Origin of the sequence: Campylobacter cuniculorum DSM 23162 = LMG 24588 (genome assembly GCF_002104335.1) — a bacterium.
Classification (GTDB): Bacteria; Campylobacterota; Campylobacteria; order Campylobacterales; family Campylobacteraceae; genus Campylobacter_D; species Campylobacter_D cuniculorum.
This window is the reverse complement of sequence record NZ_CP020867.1, coordinates 1,143,144-1,159,423: the sequence shown is the minus strand read 5'-3', so window position 1 is coordinate 1,159,423 and position 16,280 is coordinate 1,143,144. Positions and strand designations below refer to the sequence as shown.

The following is a 16,280-nucleotide window of genomic DNA, read 5'->3' as shown; positions in this document are numbered from 1 at the left end:
TTAAGATAAGCCAAACGTTCTATTAGTACTGGTCAGCTCAAAGACTTTCATCTCTTACACACCCAGCCTATCAAAGTGCTAGTCTTGCACAGAACTTAGAGAAGATTCATCTTAGAGTTGGCTTCACGCTTAGATGCTTTCAGCGTTTATCCTTTCCAAACTTAGCTACGCTGCGATGCCCTTGGCAGGACAACAGCTACACCAGTGGTTTGTTCAACCCGGTCCTCTCGTACTAGGGTCAAAGCTCTTCAATCTTCTTACGCCCACGGCAGATAGGGACCGAACTGTCTCACGACGTTCTGAACCCAGCTCGCGTACCGCTTTAAATGGCGAACAGCCATACCCTTGGGACCTGCTCCAGCCCCAGGATGCGATGAGCCGACATCGAGGTGCCAAACCTCCCCGTCGATGTGAGCTCTTGGGGGAGATCAGCCTGTTATCCCCGGGGTACCTTTTATCCTTTGAGCGATGACCCTTCCACACAGAATCACCGGATCACTAAGACCGACTTTCGTCCCTGCTCGAGTTGTGTCTCTTGCAGTTAAGCTGGCTTTTGCCTTTATACTCTGTGAACGATTTCCAACCGTTCTGAGCCAACCTTTGTAAGCCTCCGTTATTATTTGGGAGGCGACCGCCCCAGTCAAACTACCCACCAGACATTGTCCCACTTGAGGATAACTCAAGCTGGTTAGCTACCCAAATAAGAAAGAGTGGTATCTCAACAATGGCTCCTATACAACTAGCGTCATATATTCAAAGCCTCCCACCTATCCTGCACATTCTTATCCAAGCAGCAGTGTCAAGCTATAGTAAAGGTCCACGGGGTCTTTCCGTCTTGCCGCGGGTAGGAGGAATTTTCACCTCCACTACAATTTCACTGGATCCCTCTTTGAGACAGCTCCCATCTCGTTACGCCATTCATGCAGGTCGGTATTTAACCGACAAGGAATTTCGCTACCTTAGGACCGTTATAGTTACGGCCGCCGTTTACTCGGGCTTCGATCAAGAGCTTCGCTGATGCTAACCCCATCAATTAACCTTCGAGCACCGGGCAGGCGTCACACCCTATACATCCTCTTACGAGTTAGCAGAGTGCTGTGTTTTTGGTAAACAGTCGGGAGGGACTCTTTGTTGTAAGTTTCTTCGCTTTCGAAGTGAATTCTAATACGAAGCGAACCACACCTTATACCGAAGATACGGTGCTATTTTGCAGAGTTCCTTAAAGAGAGTTCTTCCACGCGCCTTAGAATACTCATCCCACCCACCTGTGTCGGTTTATGGTACGGGCAACATTAGCTAAACTTAGAAACTTTTCTTGGCTCGACAGCATCAGAGGTTCTCCTCGCTATCCGAAGACTTTGAAGAGCCTTTAAGACCTCAGTGTATTCTTATACGGATTTGCCTGTATAAGCACTCACATCCTTAGACTAGCACTTCCATCCGCTAGCCCTCCTAGCTCTAAGCGTCCTTCCATCGCACACTAATGTTGGTATTGGAATATTAACCAATTTGCCATCGCCTACCCCTTTCGGACTTGGCTTAGGACCCGACTAACCCTACGATGACGAGCATCGCGTAGGAAACCTTGGGTTTTCGGCGTTAATGATTCTCACATTAATTATCGCTACTCATGCCTGCATGCTCACTTCTATTCGCTCCAGCACTCCTTACCGGTATACCTTCAACGCTAATAGAACGCTCTCCTACCACTTGCACACAACTTAAACTGCTTGATTTAATTCTTTGTCATAAAAGCTTTTTTAAACAATCAATTTTTGCTTTGATGATTAAAGCTGATGAAAACCTTTGAAATTGAATTCTTTATCAAGCATTTGAGCTTTGAATTTTTATTTCAAGCTTTCTAAAAATTTTCTAAAACTTTTTTTGATTTTTTAAAACTTTTCAAATTTTAAATCTTTTTTATTTTAAATCTTTTTTATTGTTTTATTTTATTATTTGACTTAAAATTTCAGTTTTTCTTTTTATAAGCTTCTTTGGTTTATAAGCTCTTTCATTTTATCTCTATTATTTGTTTTTATCTTAAAGTTTAATTCATCCTCTTAAAAAAGAATTTACTTTGGGATTGATGTTAAACTTCTGTTTTAAAAGTTTTTCTTTATAATCTTTATAATTCTTTCTATAATTTTCATTTAAATTGTATCTTAATCTTTTTTGATTTGAGTGTTTGTATGTGTTTAATCATTCTCATAATCTTTTTTAAGATTCAATGATTAAAGCCCTTAATCAAATCAAGCATTAAAACAAGTCAATTTAACATAAAAGTTCTTAGAATTTTAAAACCTTTATTCTAAGTTTATAAAAAATCTCAAAAACTTTATAATAAAGAATTGATAAAAAGTTTTATAAAAAGTTTTATAAAGAAACTTAATCTAAAGAACTGAAAAAACTTATCCATAAAAAGCTTATCAATCAGTCTAAGTTGTATGCAAGTCTATAGCTTCGGTACTTACTTTAGCCCCGTTATATTTTCCGCACAAAATCACTAGACCAGTGAGCTATTACGCTTTCTTTAAAGGATGGCTGCTTCTAAGCCAACCTCCTGGTTGTTTGAGTAACTTCACATCGTTTTCCACTGAAGTAAGATTTGGGGACCTTAGCTGATAGTCTGGGTTGTTTCCCTCTTGACGACGGATTTTATCACTCGCCGTCTGACTGCTGTGATACCACTTAGGGTATTCGGAGTTTGATAGGGTTTGGTACATTGGTGTATGCCCTAGCCCATTCAGTGCTCTACCCCCCTAAGCTACTTCACAACGCTATACCTCAATATATTTCGGAGAGAACCAGCTATCACGAAGTTTGATTGGCCTTTCACCCCTATCCACAAGTCATCCCGGGGCTTTTCAACGCCTATGGGTTCGCTCCTCCACTAGCTCTTACACTAGCTTCAAGCTGCTCATGGATAGATCACTTCGTTTCGGGTCTGCAGCATCTGACTTTTTGCCCTATTCAGACTCGCTTTCGCTACGGCTTCGCGTTTGCTTAACCTTGCCAGACACCACAACTCGCAGGCTCATTATGCAAAAGGCAGTCCATCACCCTTGTGAATCCCTTTGAAGAATTATTTTTATAGCAAGAAGCTGTAAAAATCTCTTGTATTGTGATACACAAATTCTATAAAACAAGGATTAGTTTTATCATTTCTCTTTATCATTTCTATGTGTTGCTCTGTAAAAATATAAAATATGAATTGATGATTTAAACTCTTTCAAACTCTAAATCAAATATTGATTTATATCCATTGTATTTTATACACTCATTTTAACAAAGAGTTTTTTAGAATCTATGTTCATTAAATTCCTCAAAGGGACTCACAATAGGGCTCTGAATGATTGTAAGCAAATGGTTTCAGGTTCTATTTCACTCCGCTCACCGCGGTTCTTTTCACCTTTCCCTCACGGTACTTGTTCGCTATCGATCTGGTAGGAGTATTTAGGGTTGGAGAGTGGTCTCCCCAGCTTCAGGCAGGATTTCACGTGTCCCGCCCTACTCAGGATACTGCTAGGTAGAAATTGTTTTTCGCATACGGGACTATCACCCTCTATGGCTACACTTTCCAGAGTGTTCTGCTAAACTCATTCCTTCCACATTGCAGTCCTACAACCCCTAGTGCAAGCACTAGGTTTGCCCTGTTACGCTTTCGCTCGCCACTACTGACGCAATCTCTATTGATTTCTTTTCCTAAGGGTACTAAGATGTTTCAATTCCCCTCGTTCGCTCCATTATGGTAAGATATATCTCTATATCTTGGGTTGCCCCATTCGGACATCTACGGCTCAAAGCTTCTTGACAGCTCCCCGTAGCTTATCGCAGTCTAGTACGTCCTTCATCGCCTTTACCAGTCAAGGCATCCACCATTTGCTCTTCATAGCTTACCTTTTTTCATTCTAAAACGCATCACTTCCTTGCTAAAGTTTTATCATTGCCATTTTAATTCAAGACGGAAAGCATTCAAGTTCAAACTTGAAACTTAAGCTTTAAAATATTTAAAGAAATTTAAAACAACAATGCTTTAACAAGTTCAGTAAAATTGTTTATAACTTGCTTGTGTTTTTAACAATAATAATTCAAAGAACAGCTTTGAAATTCCACTTAACTTAAATGTAAAAAATAAAAATATTTTTGTATTATTGCGAAAGTAAAATTTGCAAAGTAAAGCTAGAATTATACTTTAAAATGCTTAAAGTTTTATAAAAATGAAGGGGGTTGAATCAAAAATATTAAAATTATATTTGTGTAAAGACAAGCAGTCAGCTCATCATCTTTGTCCTTATAGGTGTTTATTGTATCACAAAGTAAAGAAGCGGTGTTTTGCGAAAGTGCATTGAGGATAAAATAAAATTAATTTTTATAAAATCTAAAATTTTTATATCAATGAAATGTTTGAATTTCTTTTGCTCTCTTGGTTTGAGGTTTCTTAAAGTTTTTATTAGATAAACTACAATCCTAACTTTGAATTTAAATTTATCAAGGAGTTATTTATGTTTGAAGAAAATCTTTCTTATGTTACTCAAAAGGTTTTAGAAGGCGGTAAATGTAAAACCTTGCAAGATTGTGAAAAATTTCCTAGATTTATCAATCTTGAAACTATAAACAATTGCACAGCACGATGTGTTATGTGTGGTATTGATGAATGGAGAAAAAATATCACACAACCTTATATGAAAGATGAGTTATTTTTTAAAATAGCAGATGAAATCATCGAAAATAAAAATTCTGTTCAAAAGGTTGCGTTATTTGTTGGAAATGAACCTTTTTTAGACCAAAATTTACCACAAAGAGTAAAATATCTTACGGGGGGGGGGATTAAAGTAAGTCTTACAAGTAATGGCTCCTTGATGAATGAAAAAATAGCGAGAGAAATTTTTTCTGCGAAATTAGCGTGGATTAATTTTTCCATAGATGGTTTGGATAAAACTGCGTATGAAAAAATCAGAAAGGGTTTATCCTTTGAAGAAGTTTTAGGCAATGTTATACAATTTATTATGTTAAGGAATCAACTAAACGCTCAAACAGCTGTGCGTATTAGCATAATTAAAAATCAATATTATTTAAAAGATATGGATAAAATCATTGCTTTTTGGGAAAAAATTTTGGATAAACAAAGAGGGGATAGCTTGAAGATTGATGACCTTAATTTAGGTATAACTGATAAGGTTAAAGATAAAGGGCTTTCACAACTTGAATACAATAGAGAAAATATTTTCACCGCAGCAAGTAAAAATCCTTGCTATGTGTTGTTTAATACTATGGTGATTAAGACCGATGGTCAAGTCGCTTTATGTTGTGTTGATCAATGTAGAAATGTTACTCTTGGAAATTTACAAGTTCAAAGCATTGCTGAAGTTTGGCAAGAGTCAAAAAAACTTAAAGAAATAAGACAAATCCATTTAACACAAGGACGCGGTGGATTTGATGTCTGTAAAGATTGTATTTGTTGGTATGAACAAGCAAGAAAGGAAATAAAATGAATGTTAATTGTCCCATGTGTGTAGAACAAGTCAAAGCAATTTCAATTTTTGAAGCTAAAAAGGCTTTGGTTTCTGTAGGAGAACTTTCAAGAGAACCGAAAATGGGGGGGGGGATTGGAAAAGGTGCATTAGAGATAAAACTCATGCAATGTCCCAAATGTGGATATATTTGGAATATTAATTTTGATAACCAAAAGATGAGTGAAGCATATTTTCATGGAGAATATATCACTCCAAAAGCCATTTCTAAGACAATGAATGCAAATGTGAAATTTCTAGTAGAAAAATTCAAGCAGCATTCTTCAAAAGATACTATTTACCTAGAAATTGCACCCGGTGGTTGTGATATTTTATTTGAGTTAGCGAAATTTTCCCCATTTTGTTATAGTATCGACCCTTCTTTGACGCCGAGTTTATTGCTTAAAGATTGTAAAAATGTTTCGCATGTAAGGGATTTTTTTAGCTATGAAAAAGTTGTAAAACAGCTCAAGCATAAAATCAATTTTATTATTTTTAGGCATTTGATTGAGCATATTTGTGAGCCAAGAAAATTTTTAGAAGATGTGGTAAAACTGCTAGAAATTGAAGGTATGATTTATATTGAAACTCCAAATATGCTTAATATCATTGAGTGTAGAAGATTTTTTGAAATAAGACATGAGCATTGTGGGTATTATGAAGAAAATACCTTAATTAATATTTTAAATGATCTAGGTTGCGAACTTGTAGAGACACTTCATCTCTATGAAGGACAAAATATAGGACTATTTTTTAAAAGACGTGAAATTCCGCTTAAACTCGAAAAACAAATCTCCTTGTTTGACGCAAATTTAGGTAAATGTTTTCAACAAGAAATTGATAAATTAGAATCTTTTTTAAATGCATATCAAAATATAGCTCTGTATGGAGCAGCAAGTCATGCAAATTCTTTGCTTTCTTACTTGAGCGAAAAAAATTGTCAAAAAATCAAAATGGCTATCGATAAAGATGAAAGAAGGCAAGGGACTTATTTGCAAAATTCTTGCATTAAGGTTATGAAACCTACCATTGAGAATTTACAAGACATAGAGTGCATTATAATGGCTATGCCTCTTTATGAAAAAGTGGTTTTTGAAAATGAGTTAAAAGGAATTTTTCAAGGGGATATTATCTTTACAAGCAATAAAATAATCAAATATAAGCAAAGTTAAAAGAAATGTAAGATACAATTTTTCTCTAAAGTGTGTTGCAAGAGAGGGAAAATTTTTATGGAGAAAGCTTTAATTACAGGTTTTACAGGGCAAGTAGGTTCGCAAATGGCGGATTTTTTGCTTGAAAACACAGATTACGAAATTTTAGCTTTAATGCGTTGGCAAGAAAGCATGGATAATATCTATCATTTGACCGATAGAATCAATAAAAAAGATAGAATTTCTATATTTTATGGGGATTTAAATGATTATTCAAGCCTTCAGAAACTTTTTAAGACGCATAAGCCGGATTTTGTCTTTCATTTAGCCGCTCAATCTTTTCCAAAAACTTCTTTTGATATTCCTATTGAAACTTTGCAGACAAATATTATCGGCACAGCGAATCTTTTAGAAAATATTCGCATTTTAAAACAGAGTGAAGATTATGACCCTGTGGTGCATGTTTGTAGCTCAAGCGAAGTTTATGGACGTGCTAAAACAGGCATTAAGCTTAATGAAGAAACGCCTTTTCATGGGGCAAGCCCTTATAGCATTAGTAAAATCGGCACAGATTATCTTGGACGCTTTTACGCGGAGGCTTATGGAATAAGAACTTTTATAACGCGAATGGGGACTCACAGCGGACCAAGACGTTCTGATGTCTTCTTTGAAAGCACGGTCGCAAAACAGATTGCATTGATTGAGTCAGGCTATCAAGAGCCTGTGATTAAAGTTGGGAATTTATCAAGTGTAAGGACTTTTCAAGATTGTAGAGATGCGATAAGAGCTTATTATCTCCTTTCTTTAGAGAGTCAAAAAGGTAAAATTCCAAAGGGTGAAGCGTTTAATATTGCAGGAGAAGAAGCCTTTGAACTTCCAGAAATTATAGAAATATTGCTTGAATTTAGCGATATGGGGGGGGGGATTAAGGTAGAAATAGATAAAGCGAGACTGCGTCCTATTGATGCAGACTATCAAATGTTTGATAATACAAAAATAAAGAGTTTTATCGATTGGAAACCGCAAATTCCTGTGAGACAAATGCTTAAGGATTTGTTAAATCATTGGAGAAATGAGATTAAGAGAGGCAGAATTCCTTTAAATCGATAAGACTTTCGATTTGAAAGGAATGAAATGCCAAAAAAAGTTTTAATTACCGGTGGAGCAGGTTATATTGGTTCGACTCTTGTGCCGATTTTACTTGCTAAGGATTATGAAGTTTGTGTGATTGATAATTTGATGTTTAATCAGACTCCACTTCTTTCTTGTGTGTCTCATAAAAATTTTAATTTCATCAATGGAGATGCCCTAGATGAAAATTTAGTAAAAAAAGAGGTTTCAAAAGCCGATATTATCATCCCTTTGGCTGCTTTAGTGGGTGCTCCACTTTGTAAAAAAAATCCCAAATTAGCTCGAATGGTGAATTTTGAAGCAGTAAAGATGATTAGAGATTTTGCAAGCTCTTCTCAAATTTTTATATTTCCTAATACAAATAGCGGTTATGGTATCGGACAAAAAGATGCAATGTGTGATGAGAATTCACCTTTAAATCCTATTTCTCAATATGGAATTGATAAAGTTGAAGCCGAAAAATATCTTTTAGATAAAGGCAATGCAGTTATTTTTCGTCTTGCTACAGTCTTTGGCGTGAGTCCTAGAATGCGTCTTGACTTGCTTGTTAATGATTTTACATATCGTGCATTTAAAGACCGATTTATCGTGCTTTTTGAAGAACATTTTAGGAGAAATTATATCCATATCCGTGATGTGGCAAAGGGCTTTTTACATGCCATTGAAAATTATGAAAAAATGAAAGGACAAGTCTATAATATGGGACTTAGCTCTGCAAATTTAACAAAAAGAGAACTTGCAAATACGATTAAAAAATATATACCAGATTTTTATATCCATAGTGCACCTATCGGAGAAGACCCTGATAAAAGAGACTATCTTGTTTCTAATGCTAAGCTTGAGAATACGGGTTGGAGTGCAGATGTGAGTTTAGAAGAGGGTATAAAAGAGCTTTTAATGGCTTTTTCTATGTTAAAAGTTAATCGCTTTGCAAATGTTTAGGAAAGAGGGCAAATATGGAAAAACAAAGTTTAGAACAATTAAAAGGGGCTTTAGAAAATTTGATTCATCAAATCGAAAATCATCAGCAAAATAGAAATAAAATTGCAAATGTTTCAAAACTCGTTAAAAGTCTTAACGCTTTTAATGAATGGCAATATAACGAAGAAACAAGCGAATTTTTAAATCTTATCACCGGAGCAATTTGTGATCCAAATGGTTTAGGAAAGCTTAATTTAATGCTTAAAAATGCCAAAATTCCACCTAAATATTATGACATTTTTTACGGAATGCTCTATGGGGGGGGGGAAGAGGAATTTGTTTGTATTGATTGTGGGGCACATTGCGGGTTAATTTCTGATATTATTTTGCATTGTGGTGGTAAAAGTTATGTTTTTGAACCAAATCTTTATTTGAATTATTTTTTGAATCGAAAATATAAAAACAATCCTAATGCAATCCTTTATCAAAAAGCAGTGGATTCTAAAGCATATAAAACGAATTTTTTAATGTTTGAAAATCGTATGCTTTCACAAGGAAATAGAATTTGTTCAAGCAAACAAGATGATAAAACAACGCAAAGTTATGAGGTTGAAGTCATTGATTTGATTGATTTTATAGAAAATGAAATTTTAAAGCATCATTCGCAAATTTATTTTTTGAAGCTTGATGTAGAAGGGGTTGAATTTGAAATTTTAGAAAGGCTTATTGCAACAAAGCTCTATCAAAAAATTCGATTCATTGCTTGTGAGATTCATGAGTATATGTTTGAAGATGGAGAGACTAAGCTTTCTAGCATTCAAAAGCAAATTAAAGAACAAAAGATTGAAAATATCTTTTTGGATTGGGTTTAAAAATTTTTTATATCATTTAAATGATATTTTAATTTTGATTTTGTTAGAATTTGAGTTTTAAAGAAACAAGGACAAGTTTATGGAAATGATTATGGGGGGGGGGGATTTATGAAAATCGTGCGTTCTCAAACTCCTTTGCGATTAGGACTCGCAGGAGGTGGGACAGATATTAATTTATATAGTGATAAATACATAGGTTTTGTATTGAATGCAACCATTAATCTTTATATTTATTGCACTTTAAAACCAAGAAATGATGATAAAATTATCTTTGATTCTCCCGATACAAATCAATATGCCATATATGAAAGCAAAATGCATTTAGAAAATGATGGAATTTTGGATATTTTTAAAGCGGTTTATAATCGTATCGTTAAAGATTTTACACATAAATCCTTAAGTTTTTCTTTGCATACATATTCTGATGTTCCAAGTGGAAGCGGTCTAGGAGGCAGCTCAACTTTAGTTGTAGGCGTGATAAAAGCCTTTGTAGAGTGGCTGAATTTACCTCTTGGCGAATATGAGATTGCAAGACTTGCTTATGAAATTGAAAGAGAAGACTTAGGCATTATCGGCGGAGCACAAGATCAATACGCTGCAACCTTTGGTGGATTTAATTTTATGGAATTTTATAAAGATAAAAGGGTTATTGTAAATCCTTTACGCATTAAAAATTATATTATTAGTGAGCTTGAAAATAGAATGGTATTGTATTTTACGAGCATAAGTCGCGAGGCGAAAGATGTTGAAGAGCATAAAAAAGGAAAATTAGGAAATAGCAAGAGTCTTAAGGCTATGCATAGCATTAAACAAGATGCTGTGGATATGAAAGAAGCTTTATTTAAAGCAGATTTTAATGCCTTAGCAAGAATTCTTTCTAAATCTTGGCATTCTAAGAAGATTATTTCTGAAATTGTCAGCAACGATGAATGTGATAAAATTTACAATCTTGCCATAGAAAACGGAGCGTATGGAGGCAAGGTAAGTGGTGCAGGGGCAGGGGGTTTTATGTTTTTTTTAGTTGATCCGATTAAAAAATATAAACTTATAGAGCTTTTAAATTTAGAAAAGGGCTATGTGCAGAATTTTTCATTTACTAAAGAAGGAGCAAAATCGTGGAGAATATGAATCAAAAATGTCCTTTATGTGATAAAAAATTGAGGTCAAAAAGAGTTTTTTATAAAGATAAAGTTTTTGCAAGTGGAGATATTTTCAATTTTGAGGCTAAAAGAAAACTAGGGCATAAAGACTATGCAAGAGGTGATTGCACGATGGATTTACATCAATGCTTAGCATGTGGATTCATTTTTAATAAAAGCTTTAATCTTGCTAAAATGAAAGAAGTTTATACAAGTAAAGAATATTATCAGCAAAAGAATTTCACTTCTTTTTTAAGCAAAAATATTCTTAAAATTAAAGATAAAATCAAAAGTCTCGCTTCAAAAGATGATGTATTCTTAGAGATAGCACCCGGACATTGTGATTTACTCCGTGCTTTAGCTGAAGAATTTAAATTTGTCTATAGTGTTGATCCTTCTCCAACTGCTTTGAATTCTTTGAAATTGCAAAACACTTTGCATATTCAAGATTTTTTTGATGCAAAAAGTATCAAATCCTATCTTAAGCATAAGATTGATTTTGTTATTTTTAGGCATTTGTTAGAGCATATTGAAAATCCGAGAAATTTTTTGAAAAATGTGGTTGATTTTTTGGATTATGGAGGAAAAATTTATATTGAAGTGCCAAATGTTTTAGAAATTTTTGAACATAAAAAATTCTATGAGTTTTTCCATGATCATTTTGGGTTTTTTGAAGAAAATGTCCTCATTAATACCCTTGAAGACTTAGGTTGTGAATTTATCGACAGATATTTTTCGTATGAAGAGCAGCATATGGGTCTTTTCTTTGAAAAGAAAAAAGAAGTAACAAAGCGGGATTTGCCTTTAATTTTCTTTAACGATGAAACCTATTTTGACGCGAGTATCAAAGAGATGAATGCCCACCTTTTAAACTATGAAAACATAGCTATTTATGGGGGGGGGGGATTCATGCTAATACAATATTGACTTTTATTGATGATTTGAATCTAAAAAGAATTAAAAAATGCATAGATTTAAATCCAGAAAAATCGGGACGATTTTTGCAAAATAGTCAGATTTCTATCGTCAAAGCGAGTCAAGAGGAGCTAAAGGATATAGATTGTATTTTAATGGCTATGTCTATTGTAGAAAAAATTGTTTTTGAAAATGAAATTTTGAGATTTTTCAAAGAAAATCAATGTAAAAATTTAAAAGCAGTGATAAAAACTGCGAAAAAAATAGAACTTATAGAGATGAAAAAGGATGAAATTTGAGTTTAAATTTATACATTAAAGAGCATTTTACACATTCTATCGAGGTTAAGGAGAAAATTCTAAAAAATGAAAATTTACTTCTGCTTATAGAAAAAGTAGCATTAGAATGCGTTAAAGCCTATAAACAAGGCAATAAAACTTTGCTTGCAGGTAATGGAGGCTCTGCAGCAGACGCACAGCATCTTGCAGGAGAATTTGTCAGCCGTTTTTATTTTGACAGACCGGGTATTGCTAGCATTGCTTTAACCACAGATACGAGCATACTTACAGCGATTGGAAATGACTATGGTTATGAGAAAGTTTTTGCAAGACAAGTGCAAGCTCAAGGCGTTAAAGGCGATATTTTTATCGGAATTTCAACAAGTGGTAATAGCCTTAATATTCTTGAAGCTCTAAAAATTTGCAAAGAAAAAGGCATTGTATCTGTAGGTTTTACAGGAGAAAGCGGTGGAAAGATGGCAGAGCTTTGTGATTATTGTATCAAGGTGCCTTCTAAAGAAACGCCTAGAATACAAGAATCTCACATACTCATAGGGCATATTCTTTGTGCGATTGTAGAAGAAACTCTCTTTGGTAAAGGTTTTTAGTTTTTGGAAGCAATTGTTTTATGTGGAGGATTAGGAACCAGACTGCGAAGTGTCCTTAAGGATAGACCAAAACCTATGGCACCCGTTGGAGATAAACCTTTTTTAACCTTTATTTTTAAATATCTTAAAGCACAGGGAGTTAAAAGGGTTGTTTTAGCGGTTTCTTATCAATACTCAAAGATTCAAAATTATTTCAAAGATGAATTTTTAGGACTTGAGATTGCATATAGTATAGAAAAAGAACCTTTAGGAACGGGTGGTGCTTTGCAATTAGCTCTTACTTTGACACAACAAAAAGAAATTTTTGTATTAAACGGAGATACTATCTTTGATATTCCTTTAAAACAACTCAAACTCGAAAATTCTAAGCTTTGTATGGCACTTAAAAAAATGTCAAATTTTGAGCGATATGGTTGCGTAGAGCTTGATGAAAATGGTTTTATCAAGCTTTTTAAAGAAAAAAAACCTACGAAAGAAGGTTTGATTAATGGTGGTATTTATTTGGTGTCTGAAGATATTTTTAGCGGATTTTATTTAAAAGATAAATTTTCTTTTGAGGATTTTTTGCAAAAAAATTTTAAAAAATTAATCGCCAGAGCCGAAATTTTTGAAGATTATTTTATAGATATTGGTGTGCCAAGTGATTATGAACTTTTTTGCTCACTTGAAAAAACAAAAGACAATGCCCTTAGTTTTTTCTAAGATTGCATAAAAAGATTAAAAGGATATTTGTGTTAGGATTAAGAATTTTAAAATGAGAATTTTACAAAGAAATTTTATTATAATGATTAAAGATGATTCAATGATTTTTAATGTAAAGGAAATTTAAAATGGCAACATCAATACAAAAAGATTCTAAAATTTACATCGCAGGACATAGGGGGCTTGTGGGTTCAGCTGTCTTAAAAAAGCTTAAAGAAAAAGGTTTTAACAATCTTGTGTATAAAACACACAAAGAGCTAGATTTAACGCAACAAGAAGCTGTGCAAGAATTCTTTAAAAAAGAAAAGCCCGAAGTGGTGATTTTAAGTGCCGCAAAAGCGGGAGGAGTGGTTGCAAACAACACTTATCGTGCAGATTTTATCTATGAAAATTTACAGATTGAATGCAATGTCATACACAATGCCTATTTAAATGGGGTTAAAAAACTTTTATTCATCGCTTCTACAACGATTTATCCTAAAAATGCAAGTTTGCCAACTCGCGAAAATCAAATGCTAAGCGGAGATTTAGAATACACAAACAAACCTTACGCTATTGCTAAAATTGCAGGATTGATACTTTGTGAGAGCTATAATCTTCAATATCACACAAATTTTATTGCAATTGCACCGACAAATTTATACGGAAACAATGATAAATTTGACTTAGAAAAAGCCCATGTTATGCCCGCTTTGCTAAGAAAAATTCACCTTGCTAAGCTTTTAAGTGAAGATCAAGATGAGGAGGTTTTAAAGGATTTAAATCATCACACAAAAGAAGCTTTTACAAATTTCAATCAAGCAAAAGAATATCTTAAAAGCTTTGGAATCAGCAAAAATAGCGTTGAAATTTGGGGAGATGGAACGCCGACAAGAGAATTTTTACACAGCGAGGATTTGAGTGAAGCTGTATTGTTTATCTTACAAAACATAGATTTTAAACATCTTTATGAGAAAAATGAAAAAGAAATTCAAAACACACATCTTAATCTTGGCACAAATGAAAACATTAGCATAAAAGAATTAGCCTATTTGCTTAAAAAACTCATAGGCTTTAAAGGTGAGCTTGTTTTTAACGCAAAGCGTCCTAATGGAGCATTATCAAAGCTAAGCGATTGCTCTAAAATCAATCAACTCGGTTGGCAAGCAAAAATCACACTAGAACAAGGAGTTAAAATGATGTATGAGAATTATCTCAATAATATGGGGGGGGGGGATTTAAATAAATTAGATTTCACTCTTTCTTTATATCAAAATTTATTTCAATTAAAATTTTTGACTTATCTGCAAACAGATGGGTCTCAATCTTCTCTAAAGACAAATCTTAAATTTTCAAATCACAAAAGGGTTTGCAACACAAATCTTTCTTGTAATTTTGACAATGCAAAGTTTTGCAGAGCAAAGGCGGCTTAAAATGGCAGCAGAATTTGAGATTTGCGAATCAAAGCTTTTAAAGGGCGTTTATATCATAAAACCTAATAAATTTAAGGACTTTAGAGGTGAAATTTACACAGCTTTTTTGAGCGAAGAGATAGACAAGCTTTTACCAAAACCTTTAAAATTTATACAAGATAAATTCACCCTTTCTCATCGTAATGTTTTAAGAGGAATTCATGGTGATCATAAATCCTATAAGCTTGTTACTTGTGTTTGGGGCGAGATAGAGCAAGTTGTGGTGGATTGTCGCAAAGATTCTCCAACTTATCTTAAATGGGAAAAATGGACAATCAACGCAGACAATCAGCTTCTTATCTTTATCCCGCCTTTTTTTGGTAATGCACATTATGCAAAAACCGATGAAGTTTTATTTTATTACAAATGGGCTTATGAGGGGGACTATGTTGATGCAGAGGAGCAATTCACTTATGCGTACAATGATGAGAGAATCGGTATTGATTGGGGTGGGATTTGCCCGATTCTTTCAGAAAGAGATATGAAACACCTAAAGGACGCTCAATGAAAAAAGATTCTAAAATTTACATCGCAGGACACAGAGGCACGGCAGGTTCAGCCTTGCTTGAAAATTTAAAGAAACAAGGTTTTAACAATCTTGTGTATAAAACACACAAAGAGCTGGATTTAACGCAACAAGAAGCTGTGCAAGAATTCTTTAAAAAAGAAAAGCCCGAATTTGTATTTTTAGCTGCGGTTTTACCTTGCGGGGCAGCAAATGTCGCACAAAGGGCAGATTTTATCTATGAAAATTTAATGATACAAAATAATATCATTCATAGTGCCTATGTCAATGAGGTGCGTAAGCTCATATTTTATGGTTCAGGCTATATGTATCCTGAGCATAGTCGCAACCCTTTAAAAGAAGAGTATTTGTTTCAAGGGGATTTAGAATATGGTGCTTATTCTTTTGCTATCGCTAAAATTGCTGGAGCAGCCATGTGTGAATCTTATAATATTCAATACCAAACAAATTTTCTCACCCTCGTTTTAAATAATCTCTATGGTAAAACAGCAAATTTTGACTTTGCAAAATCAAGAGTCCTTCCCGCTTTACTAAGAAAAATTCATCTCGCTAAGCTTTTAAGTGAGGGGCAAGATGAGGAGGTTTTAAAGGATTTAAATCATCACACAAAAGAAGCTTTTACAAATTTCAATGAGGCAAAAGAATATCTTAAAAGCTTTGGAATCAGCAAAAATAGCGTTGAAATTTGGGGAACAGGACAAGTAAGGCGGGAATTCATTCATAGTGATGATTTGGCAGAAGCTTCTATTTATTTTATGCAAAATATAGATTTTAAAAATCTTTATGAAAAAAATCCTATCAATACGCATATTAATATAGGCACGGGAATTTCTTATACAATTAAAGAAGTCGCAGAGCTCATTAAAGAACTCATAGGCTTTAAAGGTGCGTTTGTTTTTAACGCGAATCGTCCCGATAGCACTATGGATAGAGTTTTAGATTGCACAAAGGCTAAAAATTTAGGTTGGCAAGCAAAAATCACATTAGAACAAGGAGTTAAAATGATGTATGAGAATTATCTCAATAATATGGGGGGGGGGGATTTAAATAAATCAATCTTCACTCTTTCTTTATAT

Annotated in this window: 11 protein-coding genes, 1 rRNA gene and 2 pseudogenes; 13 read left to right on the top strand and 1 reads right to left on the bottom strand. The window is 34.0% G+C overall.

Translation table 11 applies throughout. The annotated features are described in order from the left end of the window. Window position 1 precedes the first annotated feature (1 nt). Window positions 2-3,899, bottom strand: a 23S ribosomal RNA gene (locus CCUN_RS05805). A gap of 603 nt (window positions 3,900-4,502) precedes the next feature. Between CCUN_RS05805 and CCUN_RS05800 the strand changes: the two genes are divergently transcribed. From CCUN_RS05800 to CCUN_RS05740, 13 genes and pseudogenes are all read left to right on the top strand, one after another. Next, window positions 4,503-5,492, top strand: a complete 990-nt coding sequence (locus tag CCUN_RS05800) for a radical SAM/SPASM domain-containing protein (protein WP_027305679.1) — start codon at window positions 4,503-4,505, stop codon at window positions 5,490-5,492. Then, complete coding sequence (locus tag CCUN_RS05795; protein ID WP_085296661.1) at window positions 5,489-6,682, top strand: methyltransferase domain-containing protein; 1,194 nt, start codon at window positions 5,489-5,491, stop codon at window positions 6,680-6,682. Before CCUN_RS05800 ends, CCUN_RS05795 begins: the two co-directional genes overlap by 4 nt. Window positions 6,683-6,739: 57 nt before the next feature. Further along, window positions 6,740-7,771 carry a GDP-mannose 4,6-dehydratase gene (locus CCUN_RS05790; RefSeq protein ID WP_027305678.1) on the top strand — a complete coding sequence of 344 codons (1,032 nt, stop codon included), beginning with the start codon at window positions 6,740-6,742 and terminating at the stop codon, window positions 7,769-7,771. A gap of 24 nt (window positions 7,772-7,795) precedes the next feature. Further along, window positions 7,796-8,734: an NAD-dependent epimerase/dehydratase family protein gene (locus CCUN_RS05785; RefSeq protein ID WP_027305677.1), complete on the top strand. Its 939-nt coding sequence runs from the start codon at window positions 7,796-7,798 to the stop codon at window positions 8,732-8,734. Window positions 8,735-8,748: 14 nt separating this feature from the next. Beyond that, window positions 8,749-9,585 carry an FkbM family methyltransferase gene (locus CCUN_RS05780; RefSeq protein WP_085296660.1) on the top strand — a complete coding sequence of 279 codons (837 nt, stop codon included), beginning with the start codon at window positions 8,749-8,751 and terminating at the stop codon, window positions 9,583-9,585. A gap of 108 nt (window positions 9,586-9,693) precedes the next feature. Then, window positions 9,694-10,713, top strand: a complete 1,020-nt coding sequence (gene hddA / locus CCUN_RS05775) for a D-glycero-D-manno-heptose 7-phosphate kinase (protein ID WP_027305676.1) — start codon at window positions 9,694-9,696, stop codon at window positions 10,711-10,713. After that, window positions 10,710-11,651: a class I SAM-dependent methyltransferase gene (locus tag CCUN_RS05770; RefSeq protein ID WP_085296659.1), complete on the top strand. Its 942-nt coding sequence runs from the start codon at window positions 10,710-10,712 to the stop codon at window positions 11,649-11,651. Before hddA ends, CCUN_RS05770 begins: the two co-directional genes overlap by 4 nt. 14 nt (window positions 11,652-11,665) lie before the next feature. After that, window positions 11,666-11,938, top strand: a complete 273-nt coding sequence (locus tag CCUN_RS05765) for a hypothetical protein (protein WP_197548211.1) — start codon at window positions 11,666-11,668, stop codon at window positions 11,936-11,938. Continuing rightward, the gene (gene gmhA2, locus CCUN_RS05760) at window positions 11,935-12,525 is read left to right on the top strand and encodes a D-sedoheptulose 7-phosphate isomerase (protein ID WP_027305674.1); all 591 of its coding nucleotides are present in this window, start codon (window positions 11,935-11,937) and stop codon (window positions 12,523-12,525) included. Before CCUN_RS05765 ends, gmhA2 begins: the two co-directional genes overlap by 4 nt. A 3-nt stretch (window positions 12,526-12,528) precedes the next feature. Beyond that, window positions 12,529-13,227 carry a D-glycero-D-manno-heptose 1-phosphate guanosyltransferase gene (gene hddC, locus CCUN_RS05755; protein ID WP_027305673.1) on the top strand — a complete coding sequence of 233 codons (699 nt, stop codon included), beginning with the start codon at window positions 12,529-12,531 and terminating at the stop codon, window positions 13,225-13,227. 140 nt (window positions 13,228-13,367) lie between these two features. Next, window positions 13,368-14,441, top strand: a pseudogene (locus tag CCUN_RS05750) (GDP-L-fucose synthase family protein); the annotation flags it as partial. 199 nt (window positions 14,442-14,640) lie between these two features. After that, window positions 14,641-15,186, top strand: coding sequence for a dTDP-4-dehydrorhamnose 3,5-epimerase family protein (locus CCUN_RS05745; protein ID WP_027305671.1), 546 nt, complete (start codon window positions 14,641-14,643; stop codon window positions 15,184-15,186). After that, window positions 15,183-16,223, top strand: a pseudogene (locus CCUN_RS05740) (NAD-dependent epimerase/dehydratase family protein); the annotation flags it as partial. The gene CCUN_RS05745 and the pseudogene CCUN_RS05740, both read left to right, overlap by 4 nt. Window positions 16,224-16,280 lie beyond the last annotated feature (57 nt).

What these genes read in the sequence shown, in the direction of transcription:
- CCUN_RS05800 (WP_027305679.1), top strand. Translation starts at nt 4,503, where the DNA reads ATGTTTGAAGAAAATCTTTCTTATGTTACTCAAAAGGTTTTAGAAGGC.
- CCUN_RS05795 (WP_085296661.1), top strand. Translation starts at nt 5,489, where the DNA reads ATGAATGTTAATTGTCCCATGTGTGTAGAACAAGTCAAAGCAATTTCA.
- CCUN_RS05790 (WP_027305678.1), top strand. Translation starts at nt 6,740, where the DNA reads ATGGAGAAAGCTTTAATTACAGGTTTTACAGGGCAAGTAGGTTCGCAA.
- CCUN_RS05785 (WP_027305677.1), top strand. Translation starts at nt 7,796, where the DNA reads ATGCCAAAAAAAGTTTTAATTACCGGTGGAGCAGGTTATATTGGTTCG.
- CCUN_RS05780 (WP_085296660.1), top strand. Translation starts at nt 8,749, where the DNA reads ATGGAAAAACAAAGTTTAGAACAATTAAAAGGGGCTTTAGAAAATTTG.
- hddA (WP_027305676.1), top strand. Translation starts at nt 9,694, where the DNA reads ATGAAAATCGTGCGTTCTCAAACTCCTTTGCGATTAGGACTCGCAGGA.
- CCUN_RS05770 (WP_085296659.1), top strand. Translation starts at nt 10,710, where the DNA reads ATGAATCAAAAATGTCCTTTATGTGATAAAAAATTGAGGTCAAAAAGA.
- CCUN_RS05745 (WP_027305671.1), top strand. Translation starts at nt 14,641, where the DNA reads ATGGCAGCAGAATTTGAGATTTGCGAATCAAAGCTTTTAAAGGGCGTT.